The organism is Deltaproteobacteria bacterium (assembly GCA_026388545.1).
Taxonomy (GTDB): Bacteria; Desulfobacterota; Syntrophia; order Syntrophales; family UBA2185; genus JAPLJS01.
Genome location: JAPLJS010000031.1, coordinates 1 through 17,313, shown reverse-complemented (window position 1 = coordinate 17,313; position 17,313 = coordinate 1). Strand labels below are relative to the sequence as shown.

General features: G+C 46.6%; 16 protein-coding genes. 5 read left to right on the top strand and 11 right to left on the bottom strand.

All coding sequences use genetic code 11. From position 1 onward, the window contains the following. The 9 genes from NTW12_03440 to NTW12_03400 all read right to left on the bottom strand — a co-directional run. Positions 1-2,315: ATP-binding protein (locus NTW12_03440; protein MCX5845398.1), on the bottom strand; the 2,315-nt coding region annotated here is incomplete at its 3' end. Positions 2,316-2,500: 185 nt separating this feature from the next. Then, complete coding sequence (gene dnaJ / locus NTW12_03435; GenBank protein ID MCX5845397.1) at positions 2,501-3,562, bottom strand: molecular chaperone DnaJ; 1,062 nt, start codon at positions 3,560-3,562, stop codon at positions 2,501-2,503. 270 nt (positions 3,563-3,832) lie between these two features. Next, entirely contained in the window at positions 3,833-4,717 is an 885-nt protein-coding gene (locus tag NTW12_03430) for a phosphoribosylaminoimidazolesuccinocarboxamide synthase (GenBank protein ID MCX5845396.1), read from the bottom strand. Positions 4,718-4,735: 18 nt separating this feature from the next. Continuing rightward, the gene (locus NTW12_03425; GenBank protein ID MCX5845395.1) at positions 4,736-5,365 is read right to left on the bottom strand and encodes an MBL fold metallo-hydrolase; all 630 of its coding nucleotides are present in this window, start codon (positions 5,363-5,365) and stop codon (positions 4,736-4,738) included. Positions 5,366-5,448: 83 nt separating this feature from the next. Next, positions 5,449-5,853, bottom strand: a complete 405-nt coding sequence (locus NTW12_03420) for a cell envelope biogenesis protein OmpA (protein MCX5845394.1) — start codon at positions 5,851-5,853, stop codon at positions 5,449-5,451. 32 nt (positions 5,854-5,885) lie between these two features. Further along, positions 5,886-7,250 (bottom strand): 16S rRNA (cytosine(967)-C(5))-methyltransferase RsmB, encoded by a 1,365-nt coding sequence (gene rsmB / locus NTW12_03415; protein ID MCX5845393.1) that lies wholly within the window; start codon positions 7,248-7,250, stop codon positions 5,886-5,888. Positions 7,251-7,258: 8 nt separating this feature from the next. Further along, a complete protein-coding gene (gene fmt, locus NTW12_03410; GenBank protein ID MCX5845392.1) occupies positions 7,259-8,197 on the bottom strand; it encodes a methionyl-tRNA formyltransferase in 939 nt (312 codons plus the stop codon). A 194-nt stretch (positions 8,198-8,391) separates the two neighbouring features. Beyond that, a complete protein-coding gene (locus NTW12_03405) occupies positions 8,392-8,820 on the bottom strand; it encodes a PaaI family thioesterase (GenBank protein MCX5845391.1) in 429 nt (142 codons plus the stop codon). Positions 8,821-9,184: 364 nt separating this feature from the next. Next, positions 9,185-10,090, bottom strand: coding sequence for a DMT family transporter (locus tag NTW12_03400; GenBank protein MCX5845390.1), 906 nt, complete (start codon positions 10,088-10,090; stop codon positions 9,185-9,187). Between the two features lie 783 nt (positions 10,091-10,873). On the opposite strand from NTW12_03400, the gene NTW12_03395 reads away from it, so the two are divergent. The 5 genes from NTW12_03395 to NTW12_03375 all read left to right on the top strand — a co-directional run bounded on the left by NTW12_03395 (position 10,874) and on the right by NTW12_03375 (position 15,263). After that, positions 10,874-12,187, top strand: a complete 1,314-nt coding sequence (locus tag NTW12_03395; GenBank protein MCX5845389.1) for a DUF3300 domain-containing protein — start codon at positions 10,874-10,876, stop codon at positions 12,185-12,187. 68 nt (positions 12,188-12,255) lie between these two features. Next, a complete protein-coding gene (locus NTW12_03390; GenBank protein ID MCX5845388.1) occupies positions 12,256-13,230 on the top strand; it encodes a DUF2950 domain-containing protein in 975 nt (324 codons plus the stop codon). A 307-nt stretch (positions 13,231-13,537) separates the two neighbouring features. Further along, entirely contained in the window at positions 13,538-13,738 is a 201-nt protein-coding gene (locus NTW12_03385; GenBank protein MCX5845387.1) for a cold-shock protein, read from the top strand. A 113-nt stretch (positions 13,739-13,851) separates the two neighbouring features. Continuing rightward, positions 13,852-14,046 carry a hypothetical protein gene (locus NTW12_03380; protein MCX5845386.1) on the top strand — a complete coding sequence of 65 codons (195 nt, stop codon included), beginning with the start codon at positions 13,852-13,854 and terminating at the stop codon, positions 14,044-14,046. A 113-nt stretch (positions 14,047-14,159) separates the two neighbouring features. Beyond that, positions 14,160-15,263 carry an AAA family ATPase gene (locus tag NTW12_03375; GenBank protein ID MCX5845385.1) on the top strand — a complete coding sequence of 368 codons (1,104 nt, stop codon included), beginning with the start codon at positions 14,160-14,162 and terminating at the stop codon, positions 15,261-15,263. A 128-nt stretch (positions 15,264-15,391) separates the two neighbouring features. On the opposite strand, the gene NTW12_03370 is transcribed toward NTW12_03375, so the two are convergent. Together NTW12_03370 and NTW12_03365 are read right to left on the bottom strand one after the other, a co-directional pair. Beyond that, positions 15,392-16,564, bottom strand: a complete 1,173-nt coding sequence (locus NTW12_03370) for an MFS transporter (GenBank protein ID MCX5845384.1) — start codon at positions 16,562-16,564, stop codon at positions 15,392-15,394. Between the two features lie 549 nt (positions 16,565-17,113). Continuing rightward, positions 17,114-17,313, bottom strand: a 200-nt coding sequence (locus tag NTW12_03365; protein MCX5845383.1) for a hypothetical protein, incomplete at its 5' end; no start/stop codon positions are given.

Here is a 17,313-nt window from a genome sequence, read left to right as displayed (position 1 = left end):
AGAATGGTAATGCCTTCATCAATGGTACTCACGGGATAGATATGAAAATTGTTTTCGGCTACAGACGTTACTACATCCTTTCTTAGCATTAGATCTTTAACATTCAAGGCTGGGATAATAACCCCTTGAGTTCCGGTTAATCCCTTTGCCTTGCATACATCATAAAACCCTTCAATCTTGGGATTCACCCCGCCTATGGGCTGGATTTCTCCCTTCTGATTGACGGAACCTGTTACGGCAATATCCTGTCTTATGGGCATAGCTGCTAAACTTGAAAGGATGGCATAAACCTCAGACGACGATGCACTGTCTCCGTCAATTTCTCCATAAGACTGCTCGAAACAGATACTTGCTGACATAGCTAAGTTTTTATCTTGGGCATATTTGCCTCTAAAGTAACCTTCGAGGATGAGGACGCCCTTGTCATGAGTTTTACCGGAAAGTTTTGCTTCTCTTTCGATGTTAATAACACCGGATCTTCCGACGGACGTTTGTGCCGTTATTTTTGAGGGTTTGCCAAATGCATAATCTCCAATGTCATAAACAGATAATCCATTTACCTGACCGACCGCTTTACCTTCCGTGTCGATCATTATGGTGCCGTCCTCGATTAATTCCAGAATCTTGTCTTCCAAGAGACTTACCCGTCTGACTTTTTCGTCGTAAGCCTTGTCCGCATGCATTTCCGTGACAATCCGACTGCCGTCTTTTTGCGCCCAGAAACTTGCTTCCCTGATCAGGTCGGCAACATCGCTGAAACGGGTGGATATCTTTTTTTGATGGCCGGCAAGGCGTACTCCATACTCAATCACCGCAGCAACGGCTTTTTTATCAAACGGTAAAAGGTTTTCCTCTTCGGTGATCTTTTTAATAAAGCTGACATATGCCATTATATTTTCTCTGCTATTTGGCATTTCTGTATCGAAGGGAGCTTTAATCTTGAATATCTTTTTGAAATCCTCCACTAAGTTATAGAGTCGATTGTAGAGATAATCATCTCCTATTATAATAACCTTAACGAAAACGGGGATAGGCTCCGGTTTCATCGCAGTGGGAATGATACTATAGGGATCAAAGTTTTGCATGGTCAGGAGCCTGTTTTTCAGGGTTCTTTTGAGGAATTCCCATACACCGGGCTCAATAAGCGCGTCCAAGGCATCAAAGACGATATATCCACCGTTTGCTCGTAGAAGTGAACCGGCCTTTATACGGGTAAAGTCAGTGCTCCAGACCCCCATTCTTTCGATGTCTCTTTCTATGGTACCGAAGAGATTTTTATAGGTTGGCGTCGTTTCTATGATTACGGGGACTTTTTCAGTATGGGAGTTATCGACGAGAACGTTAACCTTATATTCAAGGAATTGCTTTATCTGGTATGGTATGCCGGGACCGACATACGAGGCGGGTTGTTGCTCTTCCTCGCGCTCTTTAAAGGTTTTTAGATTGGAAAGGATATGCTCCTGAACGTCATTTAAATATCCGTTAATCTTTTCATTATTCTCGGCATACTTTATACGGATATCGGAAATAATCCCGCTGACAACCGGGAGTCCGTACTTATACTCCAGAGCCCCGACTCCCTTCTGGATTTCTTTTTCCAGCTCACGTGTTTGCCGCATAAGGGCATCAAAATCGATTCTGGACTGTTCAATGTTCTTTTTTATGCTTTGCAACTCATCCTTATCAAACTTATCTTGATCCGCAAGCACTTCAATCTGTTCGAGGGGAACAGGTTTTCCTTCAAAAACAGGTACGATGTCCTGTTTTGTGTACGGGCCTATTTGAAATTGGACAAGCTGGAGATGTTCCTCCTGAAGCCTTTCATGGAAAGCCTTGATTATTTCTTTCTGTTTCGCCCTGTAGGTATTGATGATCTCTTCAGAGGACTTCTTGAAATCATCACTTTCTAAAAATTTGGGGATCTCATTTTTTAAAAAAATCACGAGATCATCCATATCTTCCTGAAACTTTTTGCCCATCCCCGCCGGGATTGTAAGATATCTCGGCATATCGGGGTCTTTAAAGTTATGGACATAGCAGATGTCATCGGGGGGGGGCTTTTTTATATCGAGCTGGCTCAGGAGAGCCTTGATCGTTGACGTTTTCCCTGTCCCGGTCAATCCGGAAGCATATATATTGTAACCGGGGCTCTTTATTTCAAGGCCCATACGGATGGCTGCCAGAGCCCTTTCCTGACCTATAATGCCTTTTATTTGTTCACACTCTCCGGTATTCTCAAAACCGAGTGAGTCCGAATCACAAGTCCATCTCAGTTTTTCGGAGGGAACCTCCGTGAATGTGAGGCTTTTACTCATTTATATATCTCTCCAATGAATGACGATACATTCAAACGGCAACAGGTGCTCATATATAAATGATGTTTTTCCAATTGTCCATTTTTTCTTGTTGGGAATTTTGTTTGGGTTGGGCTATTCAGGGAGGGTGTATGGTGTGCTTTATTGAAGCGTTTTTTAAATTGCCAATTTACTTACTTCAGTGATCATGGCTCACCGCTCAATTTGGCAAATTCTCTGAGAAGTTCTTCCTGTTTTTTATTCAGATTCGTGGGTGTCTTGACTATAGTTTCAATAACCTGGTCACCGCGTCCGAATCCTTGCAAGTGGTGGATACCTTTTCCTTTCAGGCGGAACATGGAGCCGTTCTGGGTTCCTCTTGGAATCTTGAGCTTTTCTGTGCCGTTTAAAGTCGGTACCTCAAGGGTGGCTCCCAGCGATGCCTGGACAAATGAAATGGGAATCTGGCAGTATATATTGTTATCTTTTCTTTCAAAAAATTCATGCGGCTCTACATGGATGAAAACATAGAGATCACCACTCTGTCCGCCATATTCTCCCTCTTCGCCTTCTCCGCGAAGTCTCAACCGTGAACCTGTTTCGACACCGGCGGGTATCTTCAGATGGACATTTTTTGTAACTCCTGCCCTGCCTGAACCTCTGCAATTCGTGCACGGTTTGGTAATGACTCTACCCTGACCCCTGCACTGGGGGCATGTAGTACTGATGGTGAAGAAACCGCTTGATTGTGTAACCTGACCCCTGCCGGAACATTGGCGGCATGTCTCCGGTGCTGTTCCCGGTGCCGCACCCACACCCCGGCATTCATGGCATCTTTCGGATTTTGTAATCTCGATATCGGTTGAGGCGCCAAAGGCGGCATCCATGAATGATATTTTAAGATCATACCGGAGATCAGCGCCCGATCTTTGTGCTGCTCTTGTCCTTGATCGTCCTGTGCCGAATCCGAAGACATCTTCGAAGATATCACTGAAACTTGAAAAAATATCTTCAAAGCCGGAAAAGCCTCTGAATCCTATTCCATTGAGTCCTTCATGACCGTAGCGGTCATAAATTTCTCTCTTTTCTCTATCGCTTAAGACCTCGTATGCCTCGGCCGCCTCTTTGAACGTTTCCTCGGCTTCTTTATCGCCCGGGTTTCTGTCCGGATGGTACTGCATTGCGAGTTTTCTATAATTTTTCTTTATTTCCTCTTCCGCGGCGTTTCGCTCGACTCCGAGGCATTCATAATAACAACGTTTTATCATGCAGTCGTATCGTTTTCCTTCGATTTGATTATTTCCTTCGTTCGTTCGATCATGGTGCTGTTATTAACCTTCTTAACGGCATAAAGGGCAAAGGAACATATCCCCACGCAATATAAGATCGCTTTTTGATCGGTGCTCTATGTAGAGAATGTATTGTATATCTAAGTATTTGGGCAACTTTTTCAACATTCTTAAACCGACGGGCGCAACAAATGTAAAGTTTGTCTAACATAATAACATTTTTTGCTATGTCAAGATGGAACGATATGTTTATTTGACGAGTCGATTGAGTGCTTCCTCATACTTTGCCCTTGTTTTTTCGATAATCTCCTTAGGAAGCTCAGGGGCGGGCGGTTTTTGGTTCCATTTGAGTGATATGAGATAATCCCTCAGGAACTGTTTGTCAAAACTCTTTTGGGGTCTTCCTGCTTCGTAATCCTCTCTGGGCCAGAATCTTGATGAATCCGGCGTCAATAATTCATCAATCAGGATCAGTTGGTCTTCGATAATACCAAATTCCATCTTGGTGTCCGCTATAATGATACCCGCCTCTTCGGCTGTTTTCGATGCCCTGTTATATATGGCAAGGCTTATTTCAATAATATTTTCAGTACGTTCAGGACCAATGATGTTTTCCATTTCTTTTCTTGTGATTGCCATGTCATGCTCACCTGACGGGGCCTTGGTGGAAGGTGTAAACAGAGGGTCAGAAAGCTTTGATGATTCTTTTAATCCACCGGGAAGTTTAATGCCGGAAATCGTTTTACTATGAAGATAGTCCTTCCAGCCTGAGCCACTCAGGTATCCACGCACAACGCATTCTATAGGAAGGGGCTCCGCTTTTTTCACGAGCATGCTTCTCCCCTTAAGTTCCTTCATGAAGGGACTGCATTCTTCGGGGAAATCGAGAGGATTTGTTGATACGAGATGGTTTTCTACAATATCTTTCATCCTGTTAAACCAGAAGACCGACATCCTCGTAAGGATTTCCCCCTTGCCCGGAATGGGATTCGGCATGATAACATCAAAAGCAGATATCCTGTCTGTTGCAATAATAAGGAGGTAATTATCAACTTCGTAAACATCACGAACCTTTCCTTTATTGAACAGTTTCAATCCTTTTAAATCAGTTGTACTTATACCTTTATTGTTCATCATGCATAACCTGGTTTTTTATTGCAGATAGGGATTATACTTCTTTTCATGACCTATTGTGGACGTTGGCGTTCTCCCGTAGTTGTGCCCCGGCATCACTTTGGTATCATCGGGCAGTGTGCAGAGCTTATCCATAATGGAACGGTGCATCACCGGCCATGACCCTCCCGGAAGGTCGCTTCTTCCCACCGCCTCGACAAAAAGAGTGTCTCCCGTGAAAACATACCCTTTGATATAGAGGGACATGCCCCCGGGGGAATGCCCGGGAGTGTGAATGACCTTCAGTGAGACGTTTCCCACAGTTATAAAATCACCGTCATTTACGATGATATCAGCGGGCGGGGATTGCTTTGCTCCGAACATCCTGAAGACCATAGGCGGAGTTGACACAAGCATGTCGGCATCATCTCTGTGAATGATAATCTGCGCCCCTGTTTTGGTTTTCATTTCCGTATTGCCTGCTATATGATCCACATGGCCGTGGGTATTCACAATATATTTGATGTTTACGTTGTTTTTTTTCGCTTCCGAAATGATGCCGGCAACATTGGCCGCTGGATCTACGACCAGACCTTCACCGCTTTCCGGGTCGCCTACGATGTAGGCAAATACCGCCATCTGACTAACCTGCATCTGCTTGAGAAACATGCTCATCTCCTCCCGTCCCGAAGCCCACCTATCATGTTTGCGTTTTGATAGTCAATGAAATTCAGAGCTGACAGTGCTTGCCTCTATTCCCATCCTAAGGGATCATATCCACGTTCTCTAAGGCATCGCTCCACAAATTTCTTGTGGATTGGGCTCGGTTGGGATGCCTTTGAGACCCCTCTGACGAGACCGACCGCCGCGCCTGTAGCTGCTCCTACAGCCGATCCCCTCTTCAGGCTGCCGGTAGCAGCTCCTCCCGCGCCTCCAATTACAGCGCCCGCCGCCCCACCCGCAACAGTGTTTTTTGCCACTGCCTTACCGGCGTCTGATTTCACATATTCGGCAGCAAGGCGATCACACTCCTCAATGTCCCTTTGTGCCTGTTCCTTCCCGACCATTTTAAGGTGTTCGTTGGGATAGAGAACAGGACCATGGGAAGCACAACCTATTACAAGGAGAATAGTGACCAAAATGAAAATTCTTTTCATCTTCTGCCTCCATTAAAAGCTCTTACCGGTCATTACGGGGTTAATCCCTTACTAATTTTCTTAACGAGCACCGCCCCGAAGAAACCGTCCGTCCCGTGCCGATGAGGATAGCTCCTGAAATACCCCCGGTTATCAACCAGGCGGGAATTTATCGTATTCAGCGGATGGGTAATCATAAAATCCGGGTGATGGGTAATAAAATCTTTGATTACTTCTTCGTTTTCCTCCGGCATAATGGTGCAGGTACTATAAATGAGAAAGCCACCCTTTTTCAAGTAAAGGGCAGCGCTCTCCATTAATGCTTTTTGCAGAACGGCACATTTTTTCAGGTCTTCCGGTGTGGTGCGCCATTTTATTTCGGGATTCCTCCTCAGTGTACCGAGGCCTGAGCATGGCGCATCAACGATTATTTTGTCGAACCTTTCGGAGAATGCTTTCCCCGGTTTTTCTCTGGCATCTCCCACCTGGGTGTCCACGATTGTGACACCGAGTCTCGTTGCGTTTTTCCTCAGGGCTTCGATCTTTTTCTCACTGATGTCAATGGCTGTAATGCTGCCACTATTATTCATAACTTCGGCAAGATGGGTCGTCTTTCCTCCCACACCGGCACAGATATCAAGGATATTCTCTCCCGGTTTCGGATCGGCGAGGCGGGCAATCAACTGTGACGCCTCATCCTGAACCTGGATATGCCCGGATGTATAACAGGTCGTTTCTCTGATAGACATTCCCGGATTGGACAGAATGAGACCGTCGGGAGAATAGGCGGTTACCTTAACGTCAAAACCATTAAGCAGTAGTTCTTCCATTGTCCTTTCCCGGGTTGTTTTCAGGGTGTTTACCCGCAGGGCAGTGGGGGGGATTTCGTTGTTTGCGCTGCAGAGCGCAGCAGTTTCTTCAACTCCAAATATTGTGATCCACTTTTTTACCATCCACAACGGGTGCGAATGGACAATTGAGATATGAAGTGACGGATCTTTTCCAATCTCCGGATAAACGATGTCATCTTTCTTCCTGATGGCGTTTCTCAGAATGGCGTTTACCAGCCCTGATCGCGCCGGGTGTAATATTTTCGTTATCTCAACGGCTTCGTCGACAATGGCAAAATCCGGTATCCTTTCGGTAAACAGAAACTGGTAGAGGCCCGTCCGCAGTATGTTTTTTATACCCACGTCCATTGAAATGAAGTTTCCCCTGTAGAGGTAATCGATAATCCAGTCAAGACGTCCCCTCATCCTCAGGGTGCCATAGACGATCTGGGTGATTAATCTTCGGTCGTGGATATTAGTGAGGAGAGCTCCCGAAAGATAGGCATCCAGAAGGGGTTCTGCAAATGCGCCATGCTCCTCTACGCGATTCAAAATTTCAACGGCGATGTGGCGCGGCGTTTTCTTCATCGTTGTTCTCAACCCAGGGTATCCCCCGGCGATATATGGAAGCCTCTCAGGAAATCGTGGACGGACATCCTCTTTTTGTTTTCCAGTTGGATTCCCTTCAAATAGACATATCCGTCCTTTGCTGCAAGCGGGAGGCCTTTTTCCGTTTCCCTGCCGACTGTTCCCGGGGTTTCCGTAACGGGGATTTCTTCTCCCTGTGCGGAGAATATTTTCAACATCTTTCCCTTGAAGAAGGTATACGCACAGGGCGCGGGCGAGAGTCCCCTGATGAGGTTGACAGTTTGATGGATATCGGCGTCCCACCGGATGAGACCATCTTCCTTTTTCAGCCGTGGCGCGTATGTGGCGCCGGATGCATCCTGGGGTGACTGTTTGACCGTACCGCTCAGGATCATCTCTATGGTCTTGAGGAGGAGAGAAGCCCCTATATCTGCCAACCTGTCATGGAGCTCGCCAAACGTTTCGTCCGGATCGATCATCGTTTCTTGCTGTGTGAGAATATCGCCTGTATCCAAACCCTCATCAATCATCATGATGGTTACACCAGTCTTCGTTTCTCCCCGGATAAGTGTCCAGTTGATCGGCGCCGCGCCTCTATATTTCGGCAACAGAGACGGATGTACATTAATGCATCCCATTTTCGGGGTCTGAAGAATCTCCCCGGGAAGTTTCTGGCCAAAGGCCGCGACGACAACTAAATCAGGGGCAAGCTGCCGGAATAACTCTATGAATTCGCTGTTTCGTACCCGTTCCGGCTGCAAGACCGGGAGGTGATGGCTTTGGGCGAATACCTTTACGGGAGAGGGGAGCAGATGTTGTCCTCTGCCCTTTGGTCTGTCCGGCTGGGTTACGACACCGACAATCGGATAATCATGCCTGAGCAGGCTCTCAAGTGATGGAACGGCGAATTCCGGCGTTCCCATGAAGACAATTTTCGGCTTGGACATCTTTGAAATCCCTTTAATGCTCCCCTGTCATTCCCGCGGAGGCGGGAATCCAGAGGCCGTTCCTGCAAAGACAGGAGCGGCCTCTTAATAATGAATGTCAGAATAACGTCGGGAACTATAGGAGAACATGCCTGGTATGTCAAGGAAAAGGCAGGGAAGGGGTGTTGCTCTGGTTTGTAACCGCCAGCGGAATGTTATGCCTTCGTGTTTGAAGACTGGCCGAGTATTGTGATTGTGCCCTGAGAGGTTGCACAGAGGCTCTCTTTGCCATCTTTAGATACGAACACATCGCACCGGCAAACGGCCTGGCTCTTGCCGGCGTGGATAACCGTAGCTCTTGCAAACAGGAAGTCACCAATGGCAGGCCTCAGATAGTTAATCTTAAACTCTGAAGTTGTGACGCTTGTTCCCAGAACACTTCCCCCTGCGAACGTAAGTGTATTATCCACGGCGTAGCTTATGACCCCTCCGTGTACAAAACCGTGCTGTTGTTTCAGTTCAGGCCGGATTGGAATCTTCAGTTCTGCATATCCTTGAGAGAAACTGAGCAGTTCAGCGCCGATCAAAACGCTAAAGGGCTGCGATGCCAGAATTTCTTTTCCCAAAGTGAATAAATCTTTCATCTTTTTTTATTTACCTTTATTTCTGGTCCTTTTCGGCCTCAGCCATAGACACAACTCTGGCTTTCCACATTCTACCGTGCTTGTCTATGGCGCTTCCGCGTTCCATTATAAGTATACCTCTTAAGTGTTAAATACTAACTGAATTGCTCATAGTAATCAAATATATATCAGAGATGCATTATTTAATTGCTTACATAAATTTTATTCTTATTCAGATTCTGGTTGTATAATAACTAATAAGTGTTTGACGGTCAATAATTTAGGACAGAAAAACAATTAAATCATAATGTTTATAAAGTTATAGCATAAAATGAAAAACGCGTTCTTCGTGGGCGTAGATAAAAGCATCCATAAGCCCCATCCGTTATTCTTGCCGGCGGGTTCTCAGGAAAGCTATGGCGCCGAGGAGACCTATTCCTGATAGGATTAAAAAAATGCCAAGAGCCTCACGTGAAGACGGTATTTCGCCGAGTTGAATGGCGGCTAAGACAATGGCAAGTACCGGAGTAACGAGCGTTCCCATCGTTGCCATGCCAGCCGGAATCCTCTCCAGTATATAAAACCAGAGCAGAAATGCGATGACGCTGACGAGAAGGACATTATAGAGCAGGGCGGCACTGAATACGGGGGTCCACTGGATAGGAGATGACGGCACCACAATCGCAATAATTATGAGAGGCCCCACACCGTAAATCATCTGCCAGGTCGTGACCGATACAACGTCGAAGTCGGGGTCCCGCCTCATTATCCGGGTGATAATGGCACTTCCCGCCCATGATATTCCGGAAATCACCGCAAGGATACTCGACCAGAGGTTTTTGCCGACGGCATCTACAGCAATCATTAAAGCAAGTCCTGCAAATGCGAGAATTACGGCCAGCCATTCAAGGCCCCTGATCCTCTCGCCCAATATAGGCCAGGCCAGAAGGATAACCCAGAACGGCATCGTATAAAGGAGTATGGCCGTTTTTCCCGCCCCGGCGCTCACGAGGGCCCATATGGGAAGGCCAAGACCCAGTGTCGTGGAAAGTAATCCCAAAAGGACGGTCCATTTCACCTGTCGCGGACGCCAATCCTTTTTCGTCAAAAGAAGTATTCCAAAAAGGCAGATGGCAGCCGGGAATACCCGGATAGCGGCAAATACAAATGGATCGCAGAAACGGAGAGCCTCTTTCATGACTACCCAGTTATAGCCCCAGATGATGCTCATGACTGCCAGGGCAAGAATGGGTTTCCCGGTGGTAGTTTCAGAGGTTGTCTTGGTGCACATGGTTGGCAAACTTAAGAGATCGCACCTGTTCTGTCAAGACATTCTATCGCAGTGAAGACGGGCAAACATCACTCAAATTTCCTGTTATCCACAAATCGTCAACCTCAATGAAGATGCTGGATTTCTTCAGGCAATCAGTTGTGTTCTTTCCGCAGCAATTATGATATGGGTGACATGAAAGAAATCTGGATATCCGGTTCTCTGTGGCTTTAAGGACAAAAGATGCACGGTTGAAATAATGTTTTAGCGTTGGGAAACTAAGCAGTTAACGTAGAAAACAAACCGCAACCTGCTGTATCTGGAGAACCTGATCTACTTGACCCACCCAAAAGGGACTTTCTATCAAAAATTTTGTTACAACAAATAGTTTTACCTTCCTGATTTGAAGGGCAAAAGTAATGAAAAAAATAATCGTCATAGCAAAATAGAACGACATCGGGTGAATATGTATTTCCTAAAAATTAAACAAGAAAGTGGGGGCTCTATTTAGCATTTTTTCTTCCTTACGGGACCTCACCTTTCATCGGCTCATTCTTTAAAAAGTACCGGTTACAAGTTCACTTCAATTCCAAACTGTAATCATTAATGTTCTTTCCAAAAGAATAGTGATATGAATAGACGTAGACGGTTGAAATAGTGTGGCACCGCCGGGAAAACAGGCGCTAAAGGAGAATAAAAACTCAACCAGTATCGGGAGCAACTGGTCTACGTGACTCAAATTTTTACAGGAGCAGCAGGTGTCCACCAGCAATCCCCAAACAAATAGAGGAAGGAATTGAGAGTATGAATAGGATCGGCATAAAAGGCTTTCTGCTTATTTTTGTTGTGTGCCTTTCGGCTCTCCTGTCAATTCAGGCCGGAGAGAGTAATGCTTCCCCCGCATACTTAGACACGGATCAGGAGCTTGATAACTTCCTTGCACCCATTGCTCTCTACCCCGACCCTCTGCTGGCCCAGATACTGCCAGCCTCAACGTATCCGGCAGAAATTGCCGCTGCGGAAGCATGGCTGAATAGCGGCGGTACTCTGTCAAGTATTGACGGGCAGACCTGGGATGAGTCCGTCAAGGCAATTGCCCACTATCCGGGCATTCTGAAAATGATGGCGGGGAATATGGATTGGACAGCAGATCTGGGAGATACCTTTCTCAACCAGCCGGAAGAAGTAACAAGGTCGATCCAACGTCTCAGGTGGCAGGCGAGAGAAGCCGGCAATCTGGAGAGCACCAGTCAGCAAACTATAGTTATCGTAGGAGACTATATCGAGATCGTTCCCGCACAACCTCAGTATATATATGTCCCGCGGTATGATCCTTCAGTTATCTATATCCAGAGATGGGCCCCGGGCAGATTGCCTTTCATTACTTTTGGCCTCGGTCTGGCAATCGGGGGCTGGTTGACGATGGACTTTGACTGGGGTCACCACAATGTGATCTATCATGGTTGGAACCGCCCCGGCTGGGTCAATCATGCAAGGCCCCATGTTCGTATAAAGAATGTTTATGTCAATAGAAGCAGACCCTATATAAGTCAAAAATGGAAGCATAATGCATCACATGGCGATCCCGAAAGGTACAGGGCATCGCGCCCCGGTGGTGGCACCAGCGTCGGTAGGAATACACGCATACCTGAAATCAGGGGGAGTACTACAACACCGCCCAAGCCTCAGCTAAGGGTATTCGGCCCCAGGGGTGATACTCATTCTTTCAGTAATCGCGGCAAGGAAAGCCGTGGTGTCGTTTCGACTCCGTCAACGAAACCCCCTCAAAACCTTGGCAAGCGGCCTACAATGCCGGTACCGAGTGTAAGCAAACAGCCGTTGCCACCGGCTCCTGGTATCGGTAAGGATTCCTCTCAGCCCCGTCCTGCCCGCGAAAGGTTACAGCCTGCCAGAACACCATCAGTTACCTTCGGTGGCTACAGGGGAGACAAAGAAGCAAGATCACAGAGTCTTCGTGGCAAAGACAGCCGCCAGAGCAGTGAGGGGATACGCCCATCTGCTCCTGTAAGCAAAGGCAGGGATCCTGCAGGTAAGGGTGACGTTAGGGGTCGTACTCCTGCAGGTAAAGATGACATCAGGGGCAAGCAGCGTCAGTAGAATTTTCAGGTTTGCTTAAAATGTTTTCCTATAACAGGGAATAAATGAATAAGGAAAGGAAAGAAACTATGGAGACAATTCGGGAGAAATCCGTATTTTGTATGTTGCGGGGTATGGCTATTACCGCTGCGTTTTTGGTAACTGTGGCGGTTGTCTTTACCTGGAGCATGCCGGTAGCAGGGGCATCGACGCAGAGACACTTTTCCTCTCCTGAAGAAGCCTTGAAAACCCTGGTTGAGGCTGTCAAAGCAAAAGACGAGACTGCAATTGGTCAGATATTCGGGCCCTCCGGAAAAGACCTTCATTCAGGTGACAAGGTGCAGGACGCCGCTGAATTTGACGAACTCGCCAGACACCTGGCAGAAAAAACCACCCTTGTAAAAGAGAGTGATTCAAAGGTGCTCCTTCACATAGGCAACGAAAACTGGCCCTTTCCGATTCCCATTGTAAGAAAGGATGGCCAGTGGTTCTTTGACACCGAAGCAGGCAAAGAAGAGATACTGAACCGCCGGATCGGGGAAAACGAATTAACAGCCATACTGGTATGCCGCACGTATGTCAAGGCTCAGCGCGAGTATACACTTAAGGACTGGGACGGCGACGGGATATTTGCATATGCGCAAAAACTTCGGAGTGCTCCCGGTAAGAGAAACGGTCTCTTCTGGAGGGCCTCGCCGGGCGAATCAGTGAGCCCCCTGGGTGAGCTCGTCGCAAAAGCCAGAATGGAAGGCTATAAGAAGGAAAAGACCGCCTTCAAGGAAGAGACACCGACGCCTTTTCACGGCTACTATTTCAAGATACTGACAAGACAGGGAAAGAATGTACCGGGAGGGAAATACAACTACATAATCAATGGCAACATGGTCGGGGGCTTTGCCTTGGTCGCATTTCCCTCAAACTGGGGTAAGTCAGGAGTGATGACCTTTATTGTCAATCAGCAGGGCAAGGTTAACCAGAAGAACATTGGACCGAACACGACGAAGATCGCCCGGGAGATGAAATTATATAATCCCGACAAGACCTGGACACCCGCTAAAGAATAGTGAGTCCTTTGCAGGTGTATGATAACGAACCCGGGGGAGGATGAAAAGACCCGTGGAAGGGAGGAGTTTCTTAATTATTGAAATATAATGAAATATGCCTTGACTTTGCGTAAATAGTAAAGTATCATCTCTACATATCATGTGCCGTACAATGGTCTTTAGTCAGTATGGTACAGTCAAAGTTGAGTTATGACAATTTGAAGTGCAAAGGTGGCCACCATGTTCTTTAGAGTCTTGGTGGCTTTTTTATTTCTGTCATATTGGTAATTCGACTTTCGGTAAATTCTAAGAAAGGAGGATACTAATTATGTCAGAAGGTAAAGTAAAATGGTTTAACGAAAGTAAAGGATTTGGGTTTATCGAAAAGAATGATGGTGGGGACGTTTTCGTCCATTTCAGTGCCATTCAAGCCGGTGGATTCAAGACCTTAACCGAGGGCCAGTCTGTAAGCTTCGATGTTGTCCAGGGCAAAAAAGGCCCGGCAGCAGAAAACGTGAAACCCTGGTAATTAAACCTTACCTAAAGAAAGAGGCGCTCCATTAAGATATTCTATTTTGGAGCGCCTCTCCATTTTCAGCATATTCTTTACGTTTTAAAAAAGATAAAAATAGGAGCTAAAAAATGGGAAAGTCCATGTACAACTTTGGCAAACAGGGGGCGAAAGAAAAAGCAAGACAGCAGAAACAAATGGATAAGGTTTCAAAACGCATAATGGCCAAGCAACAGAAGGATAATATAAAAGCGAGCACTCCGAACGCAGACTCAGATATAGCTGAACCGAGACTGATGGAGGACAACGTCAAAAGCACTACATAAGGGGCTCTATACAATAATCCTAATTCGACTTTATGATGGTTATAATGACCTTACAAAGTGGAGATGAATGTTTGTTTTTGTTTCCAGGATTGTGAACGTGAAGGTGAGTTGAAATGGCTGAAGATCTTTTGAGTATGAGCAAAGACTTAACAGAGACATTAACACCCGAGTTATGTGTGAGTAGAATATTTGAGATAAGCGGCACAAAATTTGATCCTGATGCTGCCGCTGACCTATGGCCGAGAATTTTGCAGCATAAATGGCTCATGTCTGAAAAGCTCGGTCGGGATGTGGGCTTGCGGGTCGCATGCATCGATTTTCTCGAAAATATAGAGCAAGCTAATGAGGAATACCTGGCCCATAAACGGAGGGACATCCTGAATGAGATGGGGGCTCAGACCTGCAGAAAAGAGATATGGGAGACCATCTCCGATTCGCAGCCTCCAAAACAGTTAGTTCAGAGGAAAATCATCCTTCCGTTGACAGAGCGAGATCTTTCGAAAAAGCATGGGGTTATTCCGCCCAAGACTATTATTTTTTTTGGACCTCCCGGTACGGGGAAAACTCACTTTGCCAAAGCAATAGCAGGGGTCCTTTCCTGGTGGTTCATTGAAATTGCTCCCAGCATGCTGATGGTTGACGGAAATGAAAGGGTGGGCGCCAACCTGCGCACAATAATGGAAAAGGCACGAAACCTGGAAGAAGCGGTCATCTTTATCGATGAGTTTGAAGAGATTGCGGGCAGTCGTGACGAGGCGAGCCGGGTTGATAAGTCTATTACCAATGAATTTCTCAAGCAGGTGCCGCTGCTTAAAAACCAGGGGAACAATATACTCCTTATTTGCGCTACGAATTATATCAGGCAACTCGATGCCGCACTGCTTCGCCCGGGAAGATTCGATTGTATTATTCCGGTGGGAGGTTTGAACGAAGATGAGAGAAAAACTATTTTGGAATACTTCCTCTCCAAACTAAATACAGGAGAGATCGATCTTGACCGTATCATAAAGATGACTTCCCGGTTTACACCGGCTGATATGGAATATCTCTTCCAGCAAGTTGCACAGGTTGCCTTTGAAAAGGAACTTGCCATGAAGCAGGATTATCGGGTAACTACGGAAACTATTTTTGAAATTATGCCGAAAATCCGTCCTTCTCTGACTGACGAAATCATCATGGAGTTTGAAAAAGACAGTATCACCTATTCCCGCGTGTAGAAGACGCGTCTGCCGCCAAGGCCGCCGGAAATCCCATCCGCGGTTTGAACCCAGCGGGGATTACATGATTTTCAATGTCGAAAATCCTGATTACGTTTAAGTTGTGAAAGCAGGGTAAGGGATGCATCTCAGCTTTGATGGTCTTTCGTGGTGTGACGCATTTCAACAATCCCTGCGGTTAATGGCAGCAAGAGAATTGTGATCCCCAGAACAGCAACCCCTGTCCAGCCTTTGTATCCGTAGACAAAACCACTTGCGGTAATCCCAACATAACCTCCTATGTAATAGAACAAAATATAAAGGGAATTGGCATGGCCTCGGTTTGAGGTGAGTTTTCGGTTGAGTGAACCGGCTGCGGCGCTGTGAATGGTGAAGAATCCGGCACAGACGCCCATTAAACTTATTGCCACGACCACCAATGAGTTGATGAGAGTGGCCATAATCGCCAGAGATAAGACCAGTGATCCCAGTACCATGGAGGCCCCATTGCCTATTCGATTGCTTAGTTCTCCTGCTGCCGGACTTACAACTATTCCGACAATATAGGAGAGGTAGAGCATTGTTATTGTATTGGTTGAAGCATTGAACGGCGGCCCGGTGAGGTAAAACGGGAGGTAATTGAATATAGATGAAAAGACAAAGAAAGCCCCGAAAGCAACGAAGTAAATACGGAGCATGTCTCCGCGGGAGAGCAACGCCATGAATCCCATGCTCTGAACTGTATCAGGTTCAATATTTTTTTCATCATCCTTTAACCAATGGGCCGCAGCAAAGGTTACTATCAGCAGGAAAACAGATGCACTCAAAAAGGCATAGCGCCAGTGCAATGGAGGATGAATCCATCCTCCCAATAGCCGACCGCTCAGGCCCCCTGCAACCGTAGCTGAAACATAAGTCCCCATCACTACATTCAGTCGGTCCATGGGTAAACTCCTCGCGAGATATGCAGCCAGACACGTCGTAAGAGACGGGATGAAAAGCCCCTGAACAAACCTTGCTAATACAAGCGACAGCAAGTTAGTCGTAATAGCACAGAAAAGGCCACAAGCACTGATCACCAAACCACCTGTCAAAATTATGGGCCGTATGGGAAAACGGTCAGCTAATATCCCAAACGGCAGGTTGGCCAAGGCGATTCCCAAGACCACCGCTGAGATGGAGAGAGAAGCCATGCTCTCATTAACCCCGAACTCAACCTGCAATACAGGGAGTACTGGCTGGGTGATGTAAATAGTTGTGAATGCCGCCCATACCAGAGAAAAAACCATGACCTGCAGACTAATATATTGCTTCTTTTTCATACGATCGCTTCACTATTAAACATGTAATTGTTATATCTAACTGCTCCTTATCTGATACTACTTTAACATTGACTCATAACTCAAACCTTTTCAAAGTAAGTATTAATTTTATAATTCTTCTTCAGAAGTGACTATGGAGGAAAAATATAAAAGAAAAAAGAGTTAAAGAAACAAGTGTCATCATGTTCCAACTGATGTGTCTTCAGGATACAAATATTGCGGGGAATGTCCATGGTTGGCTTATTATGAAACTCATTGATACTGTAGCAGGAGTTGCTGCAATCCGACATGCGAGGTTGAATGCGGTCACTGCGGCCATACCCTGAAGGGCACACGTGAGTATCTTCTGGTTTTTTCCTGCAAGCGGCGTCACTTCCGCCCTTCCTGCCACCAGAAGCGGGTGGTGAAATTCGGGGAGTGGCTATCGCATATTTCTATTGGTAATAAACGGAATGTAAATTCTCGGACTCCGTTTAGTTGTAGGTATAAGTCTGTCAAGTCTCAATTCAACAGATTATCAACTGGTTTTGTAAAGAGTTTTTCGCTTTTTTACGACGTAGTCAACCTCTCGGAAGGCAATGCCTCAGCCAGCCGGCGATAGGCCTCCCGGGTGACCGTGCGTTTTTCCGTCACCATGATCCGCCAGATCTCTGCTTCATGCTCCCGCGCGCGCTGCCAGACCTGCTCAAGGTCACGCCGCGGGGGAAGGCGTCGTTTCCCGGGGCGGGGTTGAGCGGGTTTCCGGCGCG